17 protein-coding genes and 3 tRNA genes are annotated in these 21,465 nt (G+C 46.9%); 11 read left to right on the forward strand and 9 right to left on the reverse strand.

What is annotated here, in order from left to right; translation table 11 throughout:
* Positions 1-4,061, reverse strand: a 4,061-nt coding sequence (locus tag VIM72_RS22160; RefSeq protein ID WP_332005007.1) for a hypothetical protein, incomplete at its 3' end; no start/stop codon positions are given.
* 428 nt (positions 4,062-4,489) lie between these two features.
* Between VIM72_RS22160 and rpmI the strand changes: the two genes are divergently transcribed.
* On the forward strand, positions 4,490-4,687 hold the full coding sequence (gene rpmI / locus VIM72_RS22165) for a 50S ribosomal protein L35 (protein ID WP_079471802.1): 198 nt from the start codon (positions 4,490-4,492) through the stop codon (positions 4,685-4,687).
* A gap of 49 nt (positions 4,688-4,736) precedes the next feature.
* Positions 4,737-5,081, forward strand: coding sequence for a 50S ribosomal protein L20 (gene rplT / locus VIM72_RS22170; protein ID WP_078673350.1), 345 nt, complete (start codon positions 4,737-4,739; stop codon positions 5,079-5,081).
* Between the two features lie 3 nt (positions 5,082-5,084).
* On the opposite strand, the gene ispE is transcribed toward rplT, so the two are convergent.
* From ispE to VIM72_RS22190, 4 genes are all read right to left on the reverse strand, one after another.
* On the reverse strand, positions 5,085-5,894 hold the full coding sequence (gene ispE / locus VIM72_RS22175) for a 4-(cytidine 5'-diphospho)-2-C-methyl-D-erythritol kinase (protein ID WP_332005008.1): 810 nt from the start codon (positions 5,892-5,894) through the stop codon (positions 5,085-5,087).
* Between the two features lie 69 nt (positions 5,895-5,963).
* The gene (locus VIM72_RS22180) at positions 5,964-6,563 is read right to left on the reverse strand and encodes a bifunctional nuclease family protein (protein WP_332005009.1); all 600 of its coding nucleotides are present in this window, start codon (positions 6,561-6,563) and stop codon (positions 5,964-5,966) included.
* Between the two features lie 189 nt (positions 6,564-6,752).
* Entirely contained in the window at positions 6,753-7,724 is a 972-nt protein-coding gene (locus VIM72_RS22185) for an electron transfer flavoprotein subunit alpha/FixB family protein (protein WP_332005010.1), read from the reverse strand.
* A 36-nt stretch (positions 7,725-7,760) separates the two neighbouring features.
* Positions 7,761-8,501, reverse strand: coding sequence for an electron transfer flavoprotein subunit beta/FixA family protein (locus tag VIM72_RS22190; protein WP_332005011.1), 741 nt, complete (start codon positions 8,499-8,501; stop codon positions 7,761-7,763).
* A 134-nt stretch (positions 8,502-8,635) separates the two neighbouring features.
* Between VIM72_RS22190 and VIM72_RS22195 the strand changes: the two genes are divergently transcribed.
* Both VIM72_RS22195 and tilS read left to right on the forward strand, forming a co-directional pair.
* Complete coding sequence (locus VIM72_RS22195) at positions 8,636-8,947, forward strand: hypothetical protein (protein ID WP_332005012.1); 312 nt, start codon at positions 8,636-8,638, stop codon at positions 8,945-8,947.
* Positions 8,948-8,971: 24 nt separating this feature from the next.
* On the forward strand, positions 8,972-10,309 hold the full coding sequence (gene tilS, locus VIM72_RS22200) for a tRNA lysidine(34) synthetase TilS (protein WP_332005013.1): 1,338 nt from the start codon (positions 8,972-8,974) through the stop codon (positions 10,307-10,309).
* Positions 10,310-10,351: 42 nt separating this feature from the next.
* Here tilS and VIM72_RS22205 read toward each other — a convergent pair whose 3' ends face one another.
* Together VIM72_RS22205 and VIM72_RS22210 are read right to left on the reverse strand one after the other, a co-directional pair.
* Positions 10,352-10,972, reverse strand: a complete 621-nt coding sequence (locus tag VIM72_RS22205) for a rhomboid family intramembrane serine protease (RefSeq protein WP_332005014.1) — start codon at positions 10,970-10,972, stop codon at positions 10,352-10,354.
* A 29-nt stretch (positions 10,973-11,001) separates the two neighbouring features.
* Positions 11,002-11,475 (reverse strand): 23S rRNA (pseudouridine(1915)-N(3))-methyltransferase RlmH, encoded by a 474-nt coding sequence (locus tag VIM72_RS22210; protein WP_332005015.1) that lies wholly within the window; start codon positions 11,473-11,475, stop codon positions 11,002-11,004.
* Between the two features lie 127 nt (positions 11,476-11,602).
* Here VIM72_RS22210 and VIM72_RS22215 point away from each other — a divergent pair.
* The 6 genes from VIM72_RS22215 to VIM72_RS22240 all read left to right on the forward strand — a co-directional run bounded on the left by VIM72_RS22215 (position 11,603) and on the right by VIM72_RS22240 (position 15,095).
* Positions 11,603-11,676 (forward strand) — tRNA-Arg (locus tag VIM72_RS22215).
* A gap of 179 nt (positions 11,677-11,855) precedes the next feature.
* A complete protein-coding gene (locus VIM72_RS22220) occupies positions 11,856-12,974 on the forward strand; it encodes a 5-(carboxyamino)imidazole ribonucleotide synthase (RefSeq protein ID WP_332005016.1) in 1,119 nt (372 codons plus the stop codon).
* A gap of 5 nt (positions 12,975-12,979) precedes the next feature.
* Complete coding sequence (purE, locus tag VIM72_RS22225) at positions 12,980-13,477, forward strand: 5-(carboxyamino)imidazole ribonucleotide mutase (protein WP_332005017.1); 498 nt, start codon at positions 12,980-12,982, stop codon at positions 13,475-13,477.
* 170 nt (positions 13,478-13,647) lie between these two features.
* A tRNA-Arg gene (locus VIM72_RS22230) sits at positions 13,648-13,721 on the forward strand.
* Positions 13,722-13,862: 141 nt separating this feature from the next.
* Positions 13,863-13,936, forward strand: a tRNA-Arg gene (locus VIM72_RS22235).
* 154 nt (positions 13,937-14,090) lie between these two features.
* The gene (locus VIM72_RS22240) at positions 14,091-15,095 is read left to right on the forward strand and encodes a hypothetical protein (RefSeq protein WP_332005018.1); all 1,005 of its coding nucleotides are present in this window, start codon (positions 14,091-14,093) and stop codon (positions 15,093-15,095) included.
* Here VIM72_RS22240 and VIM72_RS22245 read toward each other — a convergent pair.
* A complete protein-coding gene (locus VIM72_RS22245; RefSeq protein ID WP_332005019.1) occupies positions 15,083-15,829 on the reverse strand; it encodes an HAD-IIB family hydrolase in 747 nt (248 codons plus the stop codon). The genes VIM72_RS22240 and VIM72_RS22245 overlap by 13 nt on opposite strands.
* A gap of 9 nt (positions 15,830-15,838) precedes the next feature.
* Positions 15,839-17,965 (reverse strand): transketolase, encoded by a 2,127-nt coding sequence (gene tkt, locus VIM72_RS22250; protein ID WP_332005020.1) that lies wholly within the window; start codon positions 17,963-17,965, stop codon positions 15,839-15,841.
* Positions 17,966-18,330: 365 nt separating this feature from the next.
* On the opposite strand from tkt, the gene VIM72_RS22255 reads away from it, so the two are divergent.
* The gene (locus VIM72_RS22255; RefSeq protein WP_332005021.1) at positions 18,331-21,465 is read left to right on the forward strand and encodes a TonB-dependent receptor; all 3,135 of its coding nucleotides are present in this window, start codon (positions 18,331-18,333) and stop codon (positions 21,463-21,465) included.

Here is a 21,465-nt window from a genome sequence, read left to right on the forward strand (position 1 = left end):
GTAGCCGGAGAGAATGTCCATGTACCAACAGCACCCAGTTCCGTAGGAGCGGTAGCGTTCAGGGTGAATACAGTTTTATCACACTCCATCTGGTTAGATCCTGCATCACGTACAGCCGGCGTTAACAGGCTGGTGATCCTCACGGTATCATAAGTAGAAGCGGAACACTTGGCGTTGGAAATCTGCCAGAAGAGCAACACGGAGCTATCTGCCGGCACGGTAACAGTAGTATTAGCTTTATTCTTATCAGCAAATTTTACAGAAGCGGTAGCTGGAGAGAATGTCCATGTACCAACAGCGCCCAGTTCCGTAGGAGCGGTCGCATTGAGTGTAAAGGTAGTTTTATCACACTCCATCTGGTTAGATCCAGCATCACGTACCGCTGGCTTAAGCAGGCTGGTGATCCTTACGGTATCATAGGTATCGGCCGCACATTTAGGATTGGCAATTTGCCAGAAAAGTAATACAGAGCTGTCAGCCGGCACGGTGACAGTAGTATTTGCTTTGTTCTTATCTGTGAACTTCACGGAAGCGGTAGCAGGTGTAAATGTCCAGGTTCCAACAGCGCCCAGTTCCGTAGGAGCGGTAGCATTCAGGGTGAATACAGTTTTATCGCACTCCATCTGGTTTGTACCGGCATCCTGCACTGCAGGCTTCTTGTAATTGGTAATAAATACTGTATCGCTGGTAGTAAGACATGGCCCATTGGAGATAGTCCATATAAGCGACGCCGTATCTCCCACAGGTACTTTTACTGTTGCATTCCGTTGTGTTGGATTGGTAATAGTTACCCGTGGATTAAGTGATGTCCATGTAGTTGTTGCACCTGTAACACCAGGATCATTACCATTCAACTGGAAATCGGTGGTCCGGTCGCACTCTGTCTGATCTGTGCTGGCATTGGCTTTATTCGGTTGCGCAAACACCCGCACTATTACACTTGCACAGCTTGTATTTCCGCACGGACCTGTAGTTTCTGCACGTACAAAATAAGTAGTAGTAGCCGTTACATTATTAAATACTACTTCTGCACCATTATTAATGGAAGATGCAGGAGTAACAGCCACACTTCCGGGTGAACCGGGACAGGCGCCTGTATACCATTTCCACTTATGGGAATTGCCAAGAGAATCAGTTCCCAGTGAACCGCCCAATACTTTTAAGGTAACATTGCTGCTAACGCAGATACTATCTATGCTGGCATCGATGCTGGTAGGAGCGGTGGATGGTTTTTCCACCGAAAGAGAAAACGGTACAGTAATGCTACATCCGTGGAGCGTATCTTCCTGCGCAGTGATTACAAAGTCATAACTGCCGGCAGGGGTATTGGCTGGTAACTTCACTTTAAAAGTACCGGTGGCCGTGTTAAACGCCCATACTTTAGACACCTTTGTAAATCCAGGCATCTTCCTGGTGCTGGCTACATCCAGTTCATACTTCGTCAAAGATCCCGGTACTACATTGCTGTAAGCTACCGTAAAGGAATCCACGTTGTTACAAACTGCGGCAGCAGTAATGTTCAGCGTGGGTTTGTCCTTAATCGTAAGTTTAACTGTTGTGGCGTTAGGATTAGTACAAACACCATTGGAGATGGTCCATGTGAGCAGGAACGACTTAGGTCTTGCATTGCTGACTATTGTTGCAATAGCATTATAGGCGGTGTCGTAATTGATGGTTATATCAGACGAAGTAGTTCCTGGTTCCAATGTCCATTTCCCGGTTTCTCCGATACCAGGTTTACTGGCGGTTAACTGGAAGTCCTTCATACCACATTGTGTCTGATCAAGTCCGGCAACACTTGGTGTAAGCGGTTTGGTATTAATGAGCGTTACCCGGTTGGTATCGGTACATGCGGCCATCGCTTTGTTGGTAATTACCCAGAAGAGACGCACGGTATCGCCGGCATTAACACCTGTTACACTGGTGGTTGGGTTGGTGGTATTGGTGATCGCCGCGCCTTTACCTGGCCCGTCAAATAACCATACTCCCTGCTGGTCTGCGGGAAGCGGGCTTCTCTTGATATTAAAGGTAGATATATCACACTGCCTGTAAGTAGTATCCACATCGGCCTGGGGCAACGATCTTACCTTTACTTTAAACGTATCTGTCACCACACAGGTTTTGTTCGTCACTACTACGTTATAGGCTTTAGTGCCGGTGTCGGCCGGAACATGTGTAATGGATGGTACTTTACCTTTAATGGAATCAATTCCGTATTTCCATTTCCAGTTCAGGCTGTCGGCCGGAGCGCCGGTAATAGCGAGGTTCAGGCCAATCTGTGCACCAAGACAAATTTCAGCCGGCCCGCCTGTAATGGCAGTCACCGGCTTTTTATCTACAATTACCCTGGCAAATCCACTGTCCATACATTGCCGCGGCTCATTTTTTACAGAGTTCCAGCCGTAATCAGCAATCCCGATAGCCCAGTAATCGCGGGTGCTGTCGGGGAAAACCGTCATTTTTGGACCTGTATATACCGGGTTCACTTTCCACTCATAGGTGCTGTAGCCCCCGTCGGCCGTGAGATCCACGCTTTCGCCGATACAAATCCGGCCCGAAGAAATAGTTACCTTGGGCTTGGGAAGGATGGTAATTTTAGTGTATTTAGATGGAGAGGCACAGTTGCTTTGGTTCCCCGATTCGAGAATATTTACACGATAGTATTTATGTACCACCTGGTTGGGATTGCCTTTTAGCGCACCATCCGCAAATGTAAGCGTATTGGTGGAGGCGCCTGAAATGCCATTCCCGTTGGTAACAGGAAACCATTCTGCCGGGTTGTTTTCATTCCCGGTGGTACTGTAAAACCATTGGTAGATAGGGTTCTTGAAGTAATCCTGGTTGGGATCGTATGTGCCGTTCGGCAAATGGCCATCGGGGCTATACAATGCTTTAATGGTTACAGGCGCTCCTTCACAAAGTGAGTCGGCCCTTAATTCTGTATCAATCTGACCATCAATAAAGGAATAGATATCCGGGCTGCAATAGTTGAACTTGATATCGTCTATCGCAATATCATTTCCGCAATCACCAAGACGGTCGTTCACAATTTCCAATGTAACGGAAGTTACGCCTCCGGGTGTTTTAAAGCTACCGCCATATTGCTGCCATGCCGGTGATTCCAGGTGCATGGATACATCGTAGGTTTTAAACCTGGCCAGCGTATCCCAGAGCGCTTTATTGGTACTTCCTTTTTTATTGATGATGAGAAAGGTAACACCGGCGTAGTGGTAACCATCATTATTACCCCATGCGCAGTTATAGTTAAATACATTGTAGCTGTTTACGTTCAGGAACCAGGCGCTGAAATTATAGGAAGAGCCTGGGCATACCGTTACGTTGTCTTTAGTATAGAATGATTTTTTATTGATAGAAGAATTGGCAATGAGCATACCACCTACAGAATCGACAGTACTGCCGGTGTGATCTGTTGAATAAACCCACTCGCCTCTGATTTGTGTGTGCCAGAAAATGTTGTAGCTGTCGTCGATAAAATTGGCCCCGTTCAGCGGCATGGCTACATAATTATATCCTGTAACCGCCGAGTTGGACCTGCTGGCAGTAGCATTCTTTTTGAACTTACCAAAGTCTTCCAGGAAGTCGCTGTTGCTGGTTGTATTACCCAGACAGGGTTGAATGGTACAGTCTTTTACGTATATCTGTTTTGTAATGGGATAGGTATTCTTTCCCCTGTATAAAACTACATTGACGGTATATTTCGCAGCATCATTGAACTTTATGGTCAGTGAGTTTTTGTTGATATTTATACCGTTATTATTATAGGTATCCCGCAGTTGGCCCACCAATTCGTGGCCGGGTCTGTTGTCGGTAGTAAAAAGCACATCATAAGTGCCCCCGGTAATGGTCCAGGTAGCAGAATCAGCATAGTTACTGGTATTCTTCCAGAAAAAAGCGTTCATACTGGCAAAACTTCCTTTACAAATAGTATCCGGAAGGTTCATAAACGGTGTACCATCGGGAGGTGCGGTTTGTGCAGCCACTTGCTTATTCAGCAGCACAAGCCCCAGTATCAGGTATAATAAGGTTAGTAGTCGTTTCATAGGTGCAAACAGTTAAGTAAGAAAAGTATCAGGTTTGAGCAGGTCGATTACTCAATACCAACTATACCTCAACTCTTTACATAGGTTATCATCACCGGATGGTGTGCTCCGGCGGAGGGTGGCGCAAGTGTAAAATGGTTTCATAGGCGTCAGGTGTTTATACATGGTATGGTTAAAATATGTAATTAAATTGAGATTAAAATTAGATATAATATGGAGAAATAAAAAAAGTGTAGTTATTCGTAATATGATCAGGTGCCAGATAAGTTGGGGAGATGGGTTAGCGAAAAATTGATTGTCAATCGCTTAAAGGGGGTAAAAAAATATCAGAAAAGTTATCCACATTGAGGAGAGGAGTTGAATTATTTACGGGAGACTGTGCTTTATTGAATTATTTTCATACCTTTGCAGACCAAATTTGATGTAAGATGCCCAAAGTAAAGACACATTCCCGTGCCAAGAAAACGTTCAAGGTTGGTGGGAACGGACAGATTAAGCGGTTCATGGCCTTCAAAAGCCACTTACTGACTAAAAAATCTACGAAAAGAAAACGTAGCTTAAGAGGTAGTACGCTGGTTCACGAAGCAAATCTTAACCTGGTTAAGAGAATGCTCGGAATGCGCTAATATCTGTCAAAAGAATCGAATTTTATAACCTGAGAAAAAAACAAAGCAAATGCCTCGTTCAGTTAATGCCGTAGCTTCAAGAGCCCGGAGAAAAAGGATCTTAAAGCAAGCCAAAGGCTTCTACGGTAAAAGAAAAAATGTGTACACCGTAGCGAAGAACGTTCTTGAGAAAGGACTTACTTACAGCTATGTTGGCCGTAAATTGAAGAAAAGAAACTATCGCCAGCTGTGGATCGCCCGTATCAACGCTGCTGTTAGAGCAGAAGGGCTGACCTATTCTGTGTTTATGAACAAATTAGCCGGTAAAAATATCGACCTGAACAGAAAAGTTCTGGCTGATCTGGCTATGAATGAACCAGAAACATTTAAAGCACTGGTAGCTTCTGTAAAGTAAGACTTACCTGATAGTAAATACCCGGTAGCTGGCATCCCACAAGATGCCAGCTATTTTGTTTTTAGGGAACAACCCAAACACTGCGGAACCGCTGCCACTCATTGCGGCATACACCGCTCCTGATGCATACATCTGCTCCTTAATATTGCCCAGCACAGGATGCGCCTGGAACACCGGCATCTCAAAATCATTGGTCAGTACATCTTTCCATAATTCTACCGGCGTTTGTATCACATCCCGGAGCGAATAAGCCGGGGGGCCAGGGGTGAGCTGCTTAAATGCCCAGCCCGTATTTATATGGATACCAGGGTGTACCAGTAAAAATGAATAAGCGGAGAGATCCAGCGATATTGTTTCCATTATTTCTCCCCGTCCTGTGGCATAACAAGGCCGGTTAATAATAAAAAAGGGGCAATCGCTCCCCAGCTGTGCGGCATAATCCACGAGTGCCGCCTCTGTTAAGCCCAGCTGAAACTTCTGGTTGAGGAGCTGCAGCATAAAAGCCGCATCTGCAGAACCGCCTCCCAGGCCCGCCCCAATGGGTATATTTTTTAGTAAATGAATGCTTACCGGCGGCAGTTGCGGAAAATCAGACCGCAGCAGCTCAAACGCCTTTAAACAGAGATTGTCGGCCGCATTACCTGGTACCGGAATTCCGCTGCTTTCAAACTGCAACGCTGTATGCGTTATCACTTCCAGTGCATCATTCACAGGAAGGGGATAGAAGATAGTTTCCAGGTCATGGAAGCCATCAGGGCGTTTCCGGGTAACATGTAAACCCAGGTTTATTTTACAGTTGGGAAATACAATCATGTATTATTTATTGCACAGCAATCCGGCAGCCCCATTTATACTGGCTGCTGGGCGTATATGAAATAAAAATTATTTGCTTTTGCGGCTGTTGATCTCATCGCGGATAGCGATAGCACGGATATAATCTTCCTGTTCCAGCACTTCCTGGAGCAGCGTTGTTAACTCCTCTACATTCAGGGCTTTGAGGTCGTCTTCAGTGCCTTTTTCATGCTCTGAAATAGTAGGGGTAACTGGCTTACTGGTCTTTTTACCGGCAGGGTCATCCAGCAGGATCCCCGCACTATTGAGGATATTTTCAAAAGTATAGATAGGGCAACCGAAGCGGACAGCCAGCGCCAGCGCATCTGATGTCCTGGAATCTATCTCTATTGTTTCATCATTATTGGAACAGATCAGCTTTGAGTAAAAGATGCCTTCCTGCAGATTGCTGATGACCACCTCCTGTAATTCCACGTTAAAGGCATTCATGAAGTTTTTCATCAGGTCATGTGTTAAAGGCCGGCTGGGTTGCATTTTTTCCAGAGCCACTGCAATCGCCTGCGCTTCAAAGCCTCCAATCACAATTGGTAAACGGCGTAAGCCATTTACTTCTCCCAATACCACGGCATATGAATGAGTTTGCGTAATGCTGTGCGATAAAGCAACTATTTCCAGTTCTATTTTTCTCATATCTGTCTTGCGTTGTCGCTGAATAGTTTGTAAGACCGTGAAGTTAGAAAAATATTCCTTATCTAAAAAAAATCTATAGTGATAAATCTGTGATATAAGAATTACGGTACAGTAATTACGGATGAAAAATCAACACGATCTTGAAAATTGAATATCTCATCCGTAATTCTTATACCGTAACCCCTGTGTTTAACTGAGTTTCAGTTTTTTCACCGCTTCTGTAAGCTTAGGCACAACTTCGAATGCATCACCTATTATGCCATAATCTGCCGCCTTGAAAAATGGCGCTTCCGGGTCTTTGTTGATCACCACTATGACCTTACTGCCGTTTACGCCGGCCAGGTGCTGGATAGCGCCTGAAATGCCTACAGCAATGTATAAATTGGGACGTACCGTTAAACCGGTCTGGCCCACATGCTCATGATGAGGACGCCAGCCGGCATCTGCTACCGGCCGGGAGCTTGCTGTAGCCGCGCCGAGCGCTTTGGCCAGGTCTTCCAGGATTCCCCAGTTTTCCGGGCCTTTCATACCACGGCCGCCACTTACAATTACTTCTGCTTCTGTCAGCGGCACTTCACCGCTTACCGTTTCTGTTTTAACTACTTTCACTTTGAAATCCGCATCGCTGATAACAGGAGAGAAGGCCTCTACAGCTGCCGTTCCGCTTCCCGGGTTCACAGGGAAAGTATTGGGAATAATGGCAATCACTTTCTTGTCGGAAGTAATATTGATATTGGCAAACGCTTTACCGGAAAATACATTCTTCTTTACCACAAAACCATTGGCCGTATCAGGGTAGGAGATAGCGCCCGCTACCAGTCCGGCTTTGAGCCGGGCGGATACTCTCGGGGCAATGGCTTTACCATCAAAGTTATGAGGGAAGATGATCACGTTGCTGCCTTCTTTTCCGGCAGCTTCAGCAATTATCTTGGTATACACGATGGTTTCCACTTCATGTAAACGGGCATCTGCAGCGTGCAATACCTTCTGTGCGCCATAGTTGCCAAGCGCGGCCAGTTCGACAGCATCCACGGGACCCAGTACCAGCGCAGTGGCGGTAGTTCCCAGCTGTTCAGCTACTTTTGCACCATATTGAACGGCTTCCAGCGCCGCTTTCTTGATCTTACCCTGTGCCTGGTCGGCGAATATTAATATAGACATCAACAATTTAATTAGTAGTTGAGAGATAGTTTACCCTTAGATCACTTTTGCTTCTTCGTGCAGTAACTTCACCAGTTCTTCCACGTTATCAGGACTGATCAGCTTAACGCCGGCCTTTGCAGGCGGCAGCTCAAAGCTTACCACTGAAGTAAGGGCATCTGCCGCTACAGGTTCCACCACAGTAAGTGGTTTGGTTCTGGCAGCCATAATACCGCGCATATTCGGGATCCGGGCTTCTGCCATTCCCTTCTGGCAGGAAACAACCACCGGCAGCGATACTTCACACACTTCTTCCCCACCTTCTATTTCCCTGTTAACGGTAGCAACGGTACCATTCAGGTCAAATTTAGCAGCAATGGATACATAGGGCAGTTCCAGCAGTTCCGCCACCATACCGCCTATACCGGAACCATTGTAATCAATGGTCTCTTTACCGGTGAAAATTATATCGTATTGTTTATCCTTTGCATGCGCCGCAATCTGCGATGCTATATAATAACTGTCTGCACTATCCGCATTTATACGGAATGCCTCGTCTCCGCCCAAAGCCAGGGCCTTACGGATCACCGGATCACAATCTGCACCACCTACCGTAATAAGATGCACATCGGCCCCGATGGTTTCTTTCAGCTCCAGCGCCCTTACCAATGCATACCATTCATCGTACGGATTAATAATAAACTGTACACCAGCCTCATTGAATTTCGTGTTGTTGTCCGTGAAAGCTATTTTTGCAGTCGTGTCCGGAGTTTTGCTGATACATACTAAAATCTTCATGGCCTTAAACTGTTTTGTTTAAAAATGCGGTAATAGCAAATATATCTAAATAATATAAGCCAACCGCAGGCGGAAAAATGATTTTAATCAGTAGCAGATATCGACATATTGAACAAAAAAATAATAATACCTGAATGGACAGAATCGCACAGATAAAGCAGTTCCTGGAGGCTACGCCTAACGACAGCTTCCTGAAACACGCTTTGGCGCTGGAATACATTAAGCTCAACGATGATGTTGCCGCCAGGCAGTTGTTTGAAGAACTGCTGGCTCATGAACCCGGTTATGTAGGTTCCTATTATCACCTGGGTAAATTACTGGAGCGTGCAGGAGATAATGCCGGCGCCATCAGCATATATGAAAAAGGCATGGCTATGGCTAAAGCCGGTAATGAAAGACATGCATACAATGAATTGCAGTCGGCTTATGAAGACCTGCTATACTGATATTAATCATCCAACAAACAACGAATGCCTCAACATTTAGTAACTGATTTAGCTGCTTATATTTCCCGCCAGCAATTATTTGATCCTGCACAAAAGGTACTGCTGGCAGTAAGCGGCGGTGTGGATTCCGTTGTAATGGCCAGGTTGTTTAAAAATGCCGGTTACCATGCAGGTATCGCCCACTGTAACTTCCAGCTGAGAGGGGAAGAATCTGAGCGGGATGAAGCATTTGTGCGCGACCTGGCTGCAGCTCTGGAATTGCCGCTTCACGTGGTGAAATTTGATACCCATGCCTATGTGGAAGAACATCGTGTAACCATACAGGTAGCCGCGCGGGAGCTGCGCTACCGCTGGCTGGAAGAGATACGCGCCGCAAACGGATATGCCTTTATTGCTACTGCCCATCATATGCAGGACAGCGTGGAAACAGCCCTGATGAATTTTGCCAAAGGCACTGGTATTGCTGGTTTACATGGCATCCTTCCCAGGCAGGAGCTCCTGGTCCGCCCGTTGTTATTTGCGGAGAAAGATAAGCTGGTGGCATATGCTGCCATGAATAATATTTCTTTTGTAGAAGACAGTTCCAATATAACTGACAAGTATACACGTAATTATTTTCGTCACCAGGTGATTCCCCGTTTACAGGAGGCCTTCCCGGGTGTGGTGAAAAATATAGCGGGTACGATTGAACGGGTAAAGGAAGCGGAAATCCTTTACCAGGAGGCGTTGGCGAAGCATCGTAAACGGCTGCTGTTCCAGCAGGGGAACACCTGGATGGTGCCGGTACTGAAGCTGCAGAAAACAGTACCGCTGCAAACAATTGCCTGGGAACTGTTCCGCAGCTTCGGATGTACTTCTGCGCAAACACAACAGGTACTGTCGTTGCTGGAAAGCGAATCCGGCAGGTTTGTAGATACGGGCAGTCATCGTATTGTGCGCAACCGGCAATGGCTGCTTATTACGCCATTGGCTACCGCAGTATCGCCGCTGGTGGTAATTGAGCCGGGGCAGCAGCATATCCATTTTGGCGGCGGGCAATTGCAGGTCCGTGAGCAGGAGAGAGGCAATGCAGGCATCCCGGCAGCGCCCGAAACAGCCTGGCTGGATGCGGCCAGGGTAAAGTTTCCGCTGATCCTGAGAAAATGGAAGCAGGGCGATTACTTTTATCCGCTGGGAATGCCTAAAAAGAAAAAGGTAAGCCGTTTCCTGATAGATCAGAAATTATCTATGCCCCAGAAAGAAAATGTATGGGTGCTGGAATCAGATAAACGGATTGTATGGCTGGTGGGAATGAGGGTGGACGATCGTGTGAAGATCAGGCCAGGAACGAAGCAGGTGCTTAGTATTACACTGGTGAAATAATGATGGCCGGCAGGGGAGATGAACCGCTGCCGGCAACGGCATTTACCGTCCAAACCTTGGCTGCGTCAGCATCTGGAGGAAGTAGGTACCCAGCTCCGGATGGAAGATCAATGGGAACACAATGCCAAATAACGCGCCCCACATATGTGCGTCGTGATTGATGTTATCGCCTCCTTTCCTCGACATGTACGCCGACAAAGCAAGGAATAAAACACCATAAATGACTGCCGGGATCGGGATGAAAAATAAGTAAATGGTATTCCATGGATCTACCATAATAGCTGTAAACACTACCGCAGAAATAGCCCCGGAAGCCCCAAGGGAAGAATAGCTGGAATTATTCCGGTGTTTTATATAAGAGGGAATATTGGCTACAATGATTCCCAGCAGGTAGTATAAAATATACACCAACTTACTCTGGAAAAGCTGCATAAATAATCTTTCAATGGCCGGGCCAAAGAAAAACAACGTAAGCATATTAAAAATGAGATGCTGAAAATCGGCGTGTACAAACCCTGAAGTAATAAAACGGTAATATTGCCTGTAATTCTTTACCATATAGGGTTGCAGGCTCATCTTATCCAGCTGGTCATAATTTTTGAGGGCAGTATAGGATACAAGGCAGGTAACAATGATAATAACCAAACTGATCGAAAACATCATATAACGTTTTGTTTAGGTGATAAAGGTACTTATTGATGATGATACTTTTCCCTGTTTAAAACAGTATAGGCACGATATAACTGTTCCGTAAAAATAAGGCGTACCAGCTGATGAGGGAAGGTGAGCGGCGACAACGACATTTTCAGCTGCGCTTTTTGCAATACAGCATCATCAATGCCGAAAGCGCCGCCTATCAGGATGATCAGCTGCCGGGTGCCGGCATTATTACGTTGCTGCAGGAAATCGGCAAACTGCACAGTGGTCATCATTTTGCCCTTCTCATCAAGCGCCAGCAGGAAATCGGTAGGCTGCAACATATCCAGGATAATTTTTGCCTCCTGTTTTTTCAGCTCCGGAATTGATAAGCTGGCGGCCTGCTTCACAGTAGGGATCAGTTTAACCTCAAAATCCACGTAATGCTGCAATCTTTTCTGAAAAACAGCCATCCCGTCCCTGATGTAGGGATCATGTTCTTTTCCTATGCTCCAGAGTTGAATTTTCACTTCTTATAATAATTAAGCAACTGCCGTAAAAGTAAGTGTAAATCAGAAGATTGCAGAAAATTTTTTAATAACTGTTTGTGATTTTCAAAAAATCTCCTACCTTTGCCATCCACTCACAAAAACACATGGCTCCGTAGCTCAATTGAATAGAGCATCTGACTACGGATCAGAAGGTTTCAGGTTTGAATCCTGACGGGGTCACGAAGTACTGATTACGGGCTGCATTAAGAATGCAGCCCGTAATTTTTTATGGACCTGGATTAACCAGGTTTACCATCATCATAAACCGGTGGTAAAATCCTCAAAGCCAATATCATACTATATTATACTATTGCTATCATAAGAAATAGTTTTATACCTTTGCCTTCCAATTGAAGATTATGTTTGAAAATTTGAAAATAGGAGTACTGGGAGGCGGGCAGCTGGGTGCAATGCTTATGCGGCATGCCATTGATTTTGGCCTCAACGTTTCGGTACTGGACAGTGACGCTAACGCACCTTGTGCACGTTATACTTCTTCTTTTTTTTGCGGTGATCCTGCTTCTTATGACGCGGTCCTCGAATTTGGAAAAGGGCTTGATGTAATTACTATAGAAAAGGAGGCGGTGAACATTGATGCTTTACGCCAGCTGCAAAAGCAGGGGGTAAAGGTTTTTCCAACTCCCGATACTATTGAAGTGATCCAGGATAAATTCAGCCAGAAACAATTTTTACAGTCGCACCATATACCCGTAGTGCCAGGCGAAGCTGTTCAGGGTAAAAATGACCTGCACCGGTTGGAAAATAAACTGCCGGGCTGTTTGAAAAAACGGCGGGATGGATACGACGGATACGGCGTGATGGTGTTGAAAACACCCGCGGATATTGAAAATGCCTTTGATGTGCCCTGTGTGCTGGAAGAATTGGTAGATATTAAACAGGAGATTGCCGTAATTGTAGCAAGAAATGAGCAGGGCGCTGTAAAATGCTATGATCCGGTGGCGATGGTTTTTTCTGAGGAGAAATTCATACTTGATTCCCAGGTAGCGCCAGCTCAGATAGATGAAGAAATAGCAAAAAAAGCGATAGCGCTCGCCGGGGATATTGCAGAAGCACTCAAGCTGGTGGGTATTCTTGCAGTGGAAATGTTTATCACAAAAGATAATGAACTTTTAGTGAATGAACTGGCTCCCAGACCACATAACAGCGGTCATCATACAATAGAAGCCAGCATTACTTCACAATATGAACAACTGCTCCGCGCCATACTCGGATGGCCGCTGGGCGATACTGGTCTTCGTTTCCCGTCTTTAATGATGAATATACTGGAAAGCGCTTCACCGGATTCAAACGTCCGCGAGAAACTACCGCAGCTGTTAGACCTGGAAGAAGTGCATCTTCACTGGTATGGTAAAAAGGGCTACAGACCAGGCAGGAAAGTAGGTCATATCACCATTGGAGGCCGCACAATGGAAAGCATTACCGCAAAGGCTGAAACAATACGCAAAATTTTAAATTAAAAAATATGAAGCAGGTAGAAGTAGGCATTATTATGGGGAGCAGTTCTGATGCGCCAATTATGCGTCAGGCAATAGAAGTGTTAAATAAGTTTGGAATAGGCTACGAGTTTAGCGTTGTATCAGCGCACCGCAGTCCCCAGAGAATGTTCGAATATGCAACAACCGCTGAAGAGCGTGGCCTGAAAGTAATCATTGCAGGCGCCGGCGGCGCGGCGCATCTTCCTGGTATGGTGGCCGCTATTACCACTTTACCTGTAATTGGCGTGCCTATCAAATCTTCCAACTCTCTTGACGGCTGGGATTCCCTTTTGTCTATAGTGCAGATGCCGGGCGATATACCCGTGGCTACGGTAAGCGTTAACGGCGCACGTAATGCCGGTTTACTGGCAGTACAGATACTGTCCACCGCTAACAGCACGCTCCGGCAAATGCTGGCCGACCTAAAGAAGGAAAATTATGATAAGGTCATCAAGCAGAATGAAACATTAGATCAATCAGCATAAAAATAAATACCGTGAACCTGTTGTATGATCTGTACTGTTTCCCCTGTAGCGGCTCATTACAGGAATACATGTAAACTGCGTATACCCGTTCACGGTAGTCTGAAAAAATTCGATGTATTTTTTTGTTTAATTTAAAACTATTCCTACATTTGCAATCCCAAACGGGAAATGGCTTCATAGCTCAACTGAATAGAGCATTTGACTACGAATCAAAAGGTTTCTGGTTTGAATCCAGATGAGGTCACAAAAAGAAAAATGCTGCAGATAATGCAGCATTTTCTATAAAAACAAATAACCTGAGGAAAAGCTGTCAGGTATAAAAAATTGAAAAATAATTTGTTAGAATAAAAAATTATTCTACATTTGCAATCCCGAAACGGGAAATGGCTTCATAGCTCAACTGAATAGAGCATTTGACTACGAATCAAAAGGTTTCTGGTTTGAATCCAGATGAGGTCACAGAAGGACGAATACGAGTACATCGGTTCGTCCTTTTTTTATGCCCTGTATGCCCGGTTTATATTGATTATTTCCGGGAAGCCTGCCGCCGGATCACCAAAAAATACTATCTTTTACATGTTGTTGACTTGTTTATCCAACGGAAACCGGAACTATGATACGGATCAAAAAAGAAGGTATACTACTGCATCAGACCAACCTGGAATTTGAAAACGAAGGCGTATTAAACCCCGCTACCATCAGGGTGGGAGACAAGGTGCTTTTTTATTACCGCGCCGTACAGAAAGGCAATCATTCAAGTATTGGTTTTTGTAGACTAAGCGATCCGCTTACTATCGAAGAACGGCTGAGCAAACCTGTTTTATTCCCCGAGCACGACTACGAGGCAAAAGGACTGGAAGACCCGCGCGTGGTGTATATCGACGGCTTGTTTTATCTTACCTATACTGCCTACGACGGAGTAAGCGCCTGTGCAGCATTGGCCACTTCCACAGATGGATTACAGTTTGAAAAACATGGGCTGATAGTAGCGCAAATGGACTACACGGAGTTTAAACAACTGGCGGAAACCAATGCTCCGCTGGATGAAAAATATATCCTGTACAACGATTTCAACCCCCGCTTATGGGATAAGGATGTTGTCTTTTTTCCCAGGAAGATTAATAACAGGTTTTATTTTCTGCATCGCATAAAACCGCATATACAGCTGGTATCGGTAAACAACCTCTCTGATCTTACGCCAGATTTCTGGAAAGATTATTATCTGCATTTGCATGATCATATCATACTAACGCCAAAGTATAAACACGAAATGAGTTATGTGGGCGCCGGATGCCCGCCGGTGGAAACGCCGCATGGCTGGCTGTTTATTTATCACGGGGTGCATGAAACGCCTGAAGGCTATGTGTATGTGGGTTGTGCGGCATTGTTCGACCTGGACGATCCGTCGAAAGAAATCGCACGCTTACCCTATCCCATATTGGCGCCGGAGCGGGATTGGGAAATAAGGGGAGATGTGGACAATGTTTGTTTCCCAACAGGCACGGCCTTATTTGACGATACCCTCTATATTTATTACGGCGCCGGTGATGAAGTGATTGCCACCGGAACCGTCAGCTTAACGGAACTGATCAACGAGTTACTTAACTATCGTGCATAACAGGCTATGATTGTTTCTATCACCCGTTTTGTTTCATCCGGGTCACGCACTTTAATACAATCCACACCTGCTTCCCTGGCAGGATAATCGTTCCCGCCAGGGAAAACAGCATCTCCCGCAAACAACATTTTATCAATAGGAATATGCAGGATATCCCTGAGCTTATGAATGCCGTAAGCCTTGTCGATACCGGGTTTGGTAATGTCTACAGAAGTAGTGCCGCCAAGGTTAACAGAAAATTCCGGTATCATATCATCCAGCAATGTTTTCATTTTCTGCCGCTTCGCGAAATCGGGATCCCATTTTTTCTTTTCTTCCAGTGGCGCTTGTTGTCCTAATGCAGAGAAGGTGATCTGGCTGCCGCGGTCTTCAATGGCATTGCCCCATAAGTGCGGCACTTTATATCCCAATGTATTCACCACGCTGTTTAATGCATCACTGATTTTCTTTTTTTCTGCGGATGTAAAATCTTCTGCATACAATTTATTCCACTCACTATTGTACTCATAAAATTGTGTACCACAGGTAGGTAAAATAGACAAGCGTTCCAGGTTTTCTACACCGGGTAACTTCGCCAGCACCTGCTGCTCAAACTGCGGCCAGGCGCCGCCGGAGATAATGGCTACCTTCACCACTGTTAAGAGGGAATACAATAGCTTACTCATTTCTTCATCAATGGCCGACTTGCTTTGCGCCAATGTTCCATCCAGGTCAAATACCACGAGTTGCTTCATTGATCAGGCTTATTTTTTTAGTAAGGCCAGTGCGCGATCACAGATGTTTTCCACGGTGAATCCAAATTCACGTAACAACACCGGGCCCGGTGCAGAAGCCCCAAAATGATCGATGGAGATAATATCGCCTTTATCGCCGGCATAACGATGCCACCCCTGCGAAATACCGGCTTCCACCACTATCCTGTTTGTTACACCTGGCGGCAGTACCTGGTCGCGGTAGGCAGGCGATTGCGCTTCAAACAGTTCCCAGCTGGGCATTGAAACGGTGCGTACTGCAATATTGAACGACTGCAGCTTTTCCTGCGCAGCTACTATCAGGCTCACTTCAGAACCAGTGGCAATAAGGATCAGATCAGGTTTTGCATCAGGTGCATCTGCAAGAATATAGCCACCATAGCGGAGCCCGCTGGCCGCAGCATATTTGCTGCGATCCAGTGTAGGTACAGCCTGCCGCGTGAGGATCAGGGCTACGGGTTTATCTGGTTCCAGTATAGCGATCTGCCAGGCAGCAATGGTTTCGTTGGCATCTGCCGGACGGATCACTACCAGGTGAGGAATGGCGCGGAGCGCTGCCAGTAATTCCACGGGTTGGTGGGTAGGACCGTCTTCACCCATCGCGATACTGTCGTGCGTAAAAACGTAGATCACTTTCAATTCAGAAAGCGCGGCCAGCCGGATCGAAGGCCGCATATAATCCGAGAAGGTAAGAAAGGTAGCGCAAAAAGGAATAATACCGCCATGCGCTGCAAGCCCGTTGGAAACAGCGCCCATAGCATGTTCCCGCACACCGTACTGGATGTTCCTGCCATCATAACCCCAAACGCCGCCGGCGGCGCCCTGGAGATCACCCTGTTGCATAGTGGGGCTTTCAAAATTACCTGCGTCCTTTAATTCAGTGTTGGTAGAGGTGTTCAGATCGGCAGAGCCGCCAATAAAACCGGGCAGGTGTTTGAAAAATGCCTGCATCACCTTACCGGAAGCCGCACGGGTGGCCATTCCTTTACTGTCTGCTGCAAACGGGGTAATGTCTTTGTCCCAGTCGGCAGGAATATTATCGTGTATCAGTGAGCGTAACTCTTTAGCCAGCTCTGGATATTTTTGTGCGTAGATGATCATTTGCTCTTCCCATTTGGAAGATAATTTCTTACCAACGTCTACGGCTGCACGAAAATGATCCAGGGCTTCTGCCGGTATTAAAAAATCCGGTTCCACGGGCCAGCCCAGTTTTTCTTTGGTGAGCTTTACATCTTCAGGGCCCAGCGGGGAGCCATGCGCCCCGGTAGTGTCCTGTTTGGGGGAACCAAATCCTATATGCGTGCGCACCAGGATAATGGAGGGCCGGTCTTTCTCCGCCTGGGCAGCGCGGATGGCGGCATCAATAGCGTCCAGGTCGTTGCCGTCCTCCACTTTTTGCGTGTGCCATCCGTACGACTCAAACCGCTTTGCATGATCTTCAGTGAAAGTAACCGGTGTGGCGGAAGCCAGCGTGATCCGGTTATCATCGTACAGGTAAATCAGTTTGCCCAGCCGTAAATGTCCTGCCAGGGAAGCTGCTTCTGCCGCCACGCCTTCCATCAGGTCGCCATCGCTAACCAATGCGTAGGTGTAATGATCTATCACGGCATCGCCGGGGCGGTTATACCTGGCGGCGAGGTAAGCTTCGGCCATGGCAATTCCTACTCCGTTGGCAAAACCCTGTCCCAGCGGGCCTGTAGTTACTTCCACACCAGGCGCCAGTCCGCGCTCAGGATGCCCCGGCGTTTTACTGCCCCATTGCCGGAACCGCTTCAGTTCTTCCAGGGGCAGATCATAGCCGGTTACATGCAGCAAACTATACAACAAGGCAGAACCATGCCCTGCTGATAATACAAAACGGTCGCGGTTAAACCAATGTGGATCCGAAGGATCATGACGCAGGAATCGCGTCCACAATACATAAGCCATCGGGGCGGCGCCCAATGGCAACCCCGGATGCCCGCTGTCTGCTTTCTGCACCGCATCTACCGACAAAAAACGGAGGGTATTGATACATAGCTCATCCAATGCTGTGGGATCAGGAACAAGAGAAGTGTTGTTGGTCATGGCATTCTTTTTTTTATGAAAAGGAATCACACATAGGTCAACAAACTTCATGCACAGAAGGTTGCCGTTTTATTTTTTTAATTAGTCTACTAAAATTATAGACTTTTAAAAATTTATTGTATTATTGTGCTTTATACGGCTTTCCGGGTCCGCTTTAGGGGAAATTCATCCACCTGTTGACATGCCCCGTTTATCTTTCAAAATATTACCAACATGGAAACATCATTACACTTAATGAGGAAAAATTGCTGCGTGGAATACAAGGCTAACCGATGTTAGGAAGGATCAATCAAAAATAAAAAGGCCGGAACTGGTGACGCAGTTCCGGCTGGTAATCAAGGCTGTTGGAGACATTTTACAGTGATGGCAGTTACCTGCTTTCACCGGCCTCATTTTTTCATACCAAAGTAAAGATAATGAAAATTGCTATTGCATGCAGCTGCGGGCTGCTGCTGGCGGCTACCGCATGGTCGCAGGAATTGCGCGCGCCTCACAGCGCAGACACTACCAAACCTGTGCACAGGAACATTGTTCAGAACAACATTTCCCTTTCCGGACGAATTATTGACGCTAAATCACAACAACCCATTCCAGGGGCCATTGTGCACATCAAAGGCACTACCCACGAGGTACAAAGCGGCCCAAACGGGGAATTCGCGTTTCTTACCGGCCAGAAAGTGCCGGTCATCTACCAGATCTCTTCCCTGGGCTATAAACTGAAAGAAGTATACGCCGATAAATCCAATGCAGGCAACATCGCCCTGGAGGAGCTCAGTACCCAGTTGAACGATGTAGTGGTGGTAGGCTATGGTACCCAGAAAAGAAGAGATCTTACCAGCGCCATTGCTTCTGTGAAAGGCGCGGATGTGGTAACGGTACCCGTTGCCAGCTTCGACGCACAACTGCAGGGAAGGGCTTCCGGCGTACAGATCAATTCCAATACAGGCGTGCCGGGCGACGGTGTATTTGTAAGGGTGCGCGGTACTACCTCTATCAATGCAGACAATGATCCGCTTTATATCATCGACGGGGTTTTTATGAATAACTCCAGCCTGCAAACGGTAAACACCGGCGGGCGCTCTACTTCTCCGCTGGCCGATATTAACCCGGCGGATATTGAAAATATAGAAGTGTTGAAAGATGCCAGCGCAACAGCCATCTATGGTTCTAGGGGCGCTAATGGCGTGGTGATCGTTACTACCCGTCGCGGTAACTACAACAGTAAAGCTAAAGTAACCGCAGATGTATCTGCAGGCGCGGCCTGGGCCCCAAAAATATGGGACCTCACCACCGGCCCCCAGCACGCCGAACTGGTGAATGAGTTTTACCGCAACTCTCTTGCAGATGCTACTGCACTGAACGACCAGGCAGGCATCGCCAAATATAGTTTCCTTCCATTCCGGGCATTGAACGATAATCCGGGGAAAGCACCGGCGCCGCGCGGTTTGCCCCAGGATCAGCAGACCTACGACCGCCTCGGGGAAATTTTCCAGACGGCGCCGCTGCAGAATTACAATCTCTCCCTTTCAGGTGGCAACCGCGAAACAAAGTATTACTTCGGCGGTGGTTATTCCAAACAGGAATCTATTCTTAAACCCATTTCCTTCGAAAGGGCCAGTTTCAAACTGAATATAGATCAGCGGGTGAACGACAAGGTGACCATTGGTTCCAGTAACAGTTTCTCCCGTAGCTTCCGCAGCCAGGGCCGCTCAGGAGATGGCCCGCAGGGAGGTTTGTTACAGGCGGCTTTACACACGCCTACCTATCTCCCGGAAACAAATGCCGACGGTACACCCGCCCGCTGGGCAGGATTTGATAATGTGCAGGTGCTCATCGACAACTACGATGTGCATACCACCAGCCTCCGTTACATAGGTAACCTGTACCTCGATGCCACCCTGTTACCGGATTTAAAATTCCATAGCAACATCAGCATCGACTACAACAACTACAATGAGTCGGAATACTGGAATAACCTTACCCAGCTGGGCGCGAGTCCTACCAATGGTTTGGCTACTTCCGCCATCACACAGAATACCTCCTGGATCAATGAACAAACCCTCACATGGCGCAAACATGCCGGAGAAAAACATTTCTTTGGCGTGCTGGTAGGTAACACGCTTCAGAGTAACACCGAAACACTGACATCTGCCCAGGGAACAGGTTTCCCCAACAATTCCTATAAATATATTTCTGCTGCCGCTACCCGTACTGCTGCGCAAACCTGGACCCGCAGCACCTTGTCGTCTTTCTTCTCCAGGATCGATTACAACTATGCAGGCAAATATTATTTTGAAGCAAGTATCCGTGCAGATGGTTCTTCAAAATTCGGCGATAACTATAAATGGGGATATTTCCCTTCTGTGAGCGCTTCCTGGCGGCTCAAGGAGGAAAACTTCCTGAAGTCGGTGAACAGTATCAGCGACCTGAAAGTGCGTGCCAGTTATGGTATCACGGGCAACCAGTCAGGTATCAGCAACTTTGCCGCAAAAGGATTGTGGTCCGGCGGCGCAGGCTATCCTGATAACACCACCGGCGACCAGCCCGGCACCGCGCCATTGCAGCTCCCCAATCCCGACCTGCGCTGGGAAAAAACCAGCCAGTTCAACGGGGGACTGGACCTCGGCTTATTCAATGGCCGCATCAGCATCACGGCAGATGTATACTATAAATACACCAGCGACGTACTGCTGCAACTGCCTAAGGCAGGCGTTTCCGGCTTTACTTCCATCTACAGCAATGCAGGTGAGATCAGTAACAAAGGCTATGAAATCGGTATCAATACTACCAATATTTCTACCCGTAATTTTACCTGGACCAGCAGCCTGAATATTGCCGGTAACACCAACCGCATCGAGAAACTTCCAACACCAATATACCAGTATAACCGCGACTGGATCATTATGCAGCAGGGAGCGCCCATGTATTCTTTCTGGCTGTACAACCAGCTGGGCGTAGATCCGCAAACAGGTAACGTGATCTTTGAAGGAGAGAAAGACGGTAAACTGCCAGTATCTGCACGCAAGGTAATGGGCAACGCTATGCCGAAATTCTTCGGCGGTTTCAGCAACACCGTATCGTATAAAGGTTTTGACCTGAGCGTGTTATTGTCTTTCCAATATGGCAATGATGTATACAACCTGAATAAGTTTTTTGGAGAAGGTGGCGGCACCCGCGATGCCAACCGTGTACTGTTTGCTGATCAGCTGAACCGCTGGCAGAAACCAGGCGATATCACCAATGTGCCCCGCCTCACTGCCTATGGCCTCAACTACACAATAGATCAGAACAACCGCTTCCTGGAAGACGGCTCTTTCCTGCGCCTCAAATCACTCACGCTGGGATATACCGTGCCGAAATCCATCAGTGAAAAGCTGCATATCCAGTTACTGCGTGTATACTTCACCGGTAGTAACCTCTGGCTGCTCACCAAATACACCGGGCTGGATCCCGAATCAAACGTAACAGGTATACAAACCGTACAGGGATTGGATCTTGGCACGCCGCCGCAACCACGCAGCGTGCAGTTTGGCTTAAACGTAACTCTTTAA

The sequence above is a fragment of the Chitinophaga sp. genome (assembly GCF_036569185.1).
In the GTDB taxonomy this organism is placed as follows: Bacteria; Bacteroidota; Bacteroidia; order Chitinophagales; family Chitinophagaceae; genus Chitinophaga.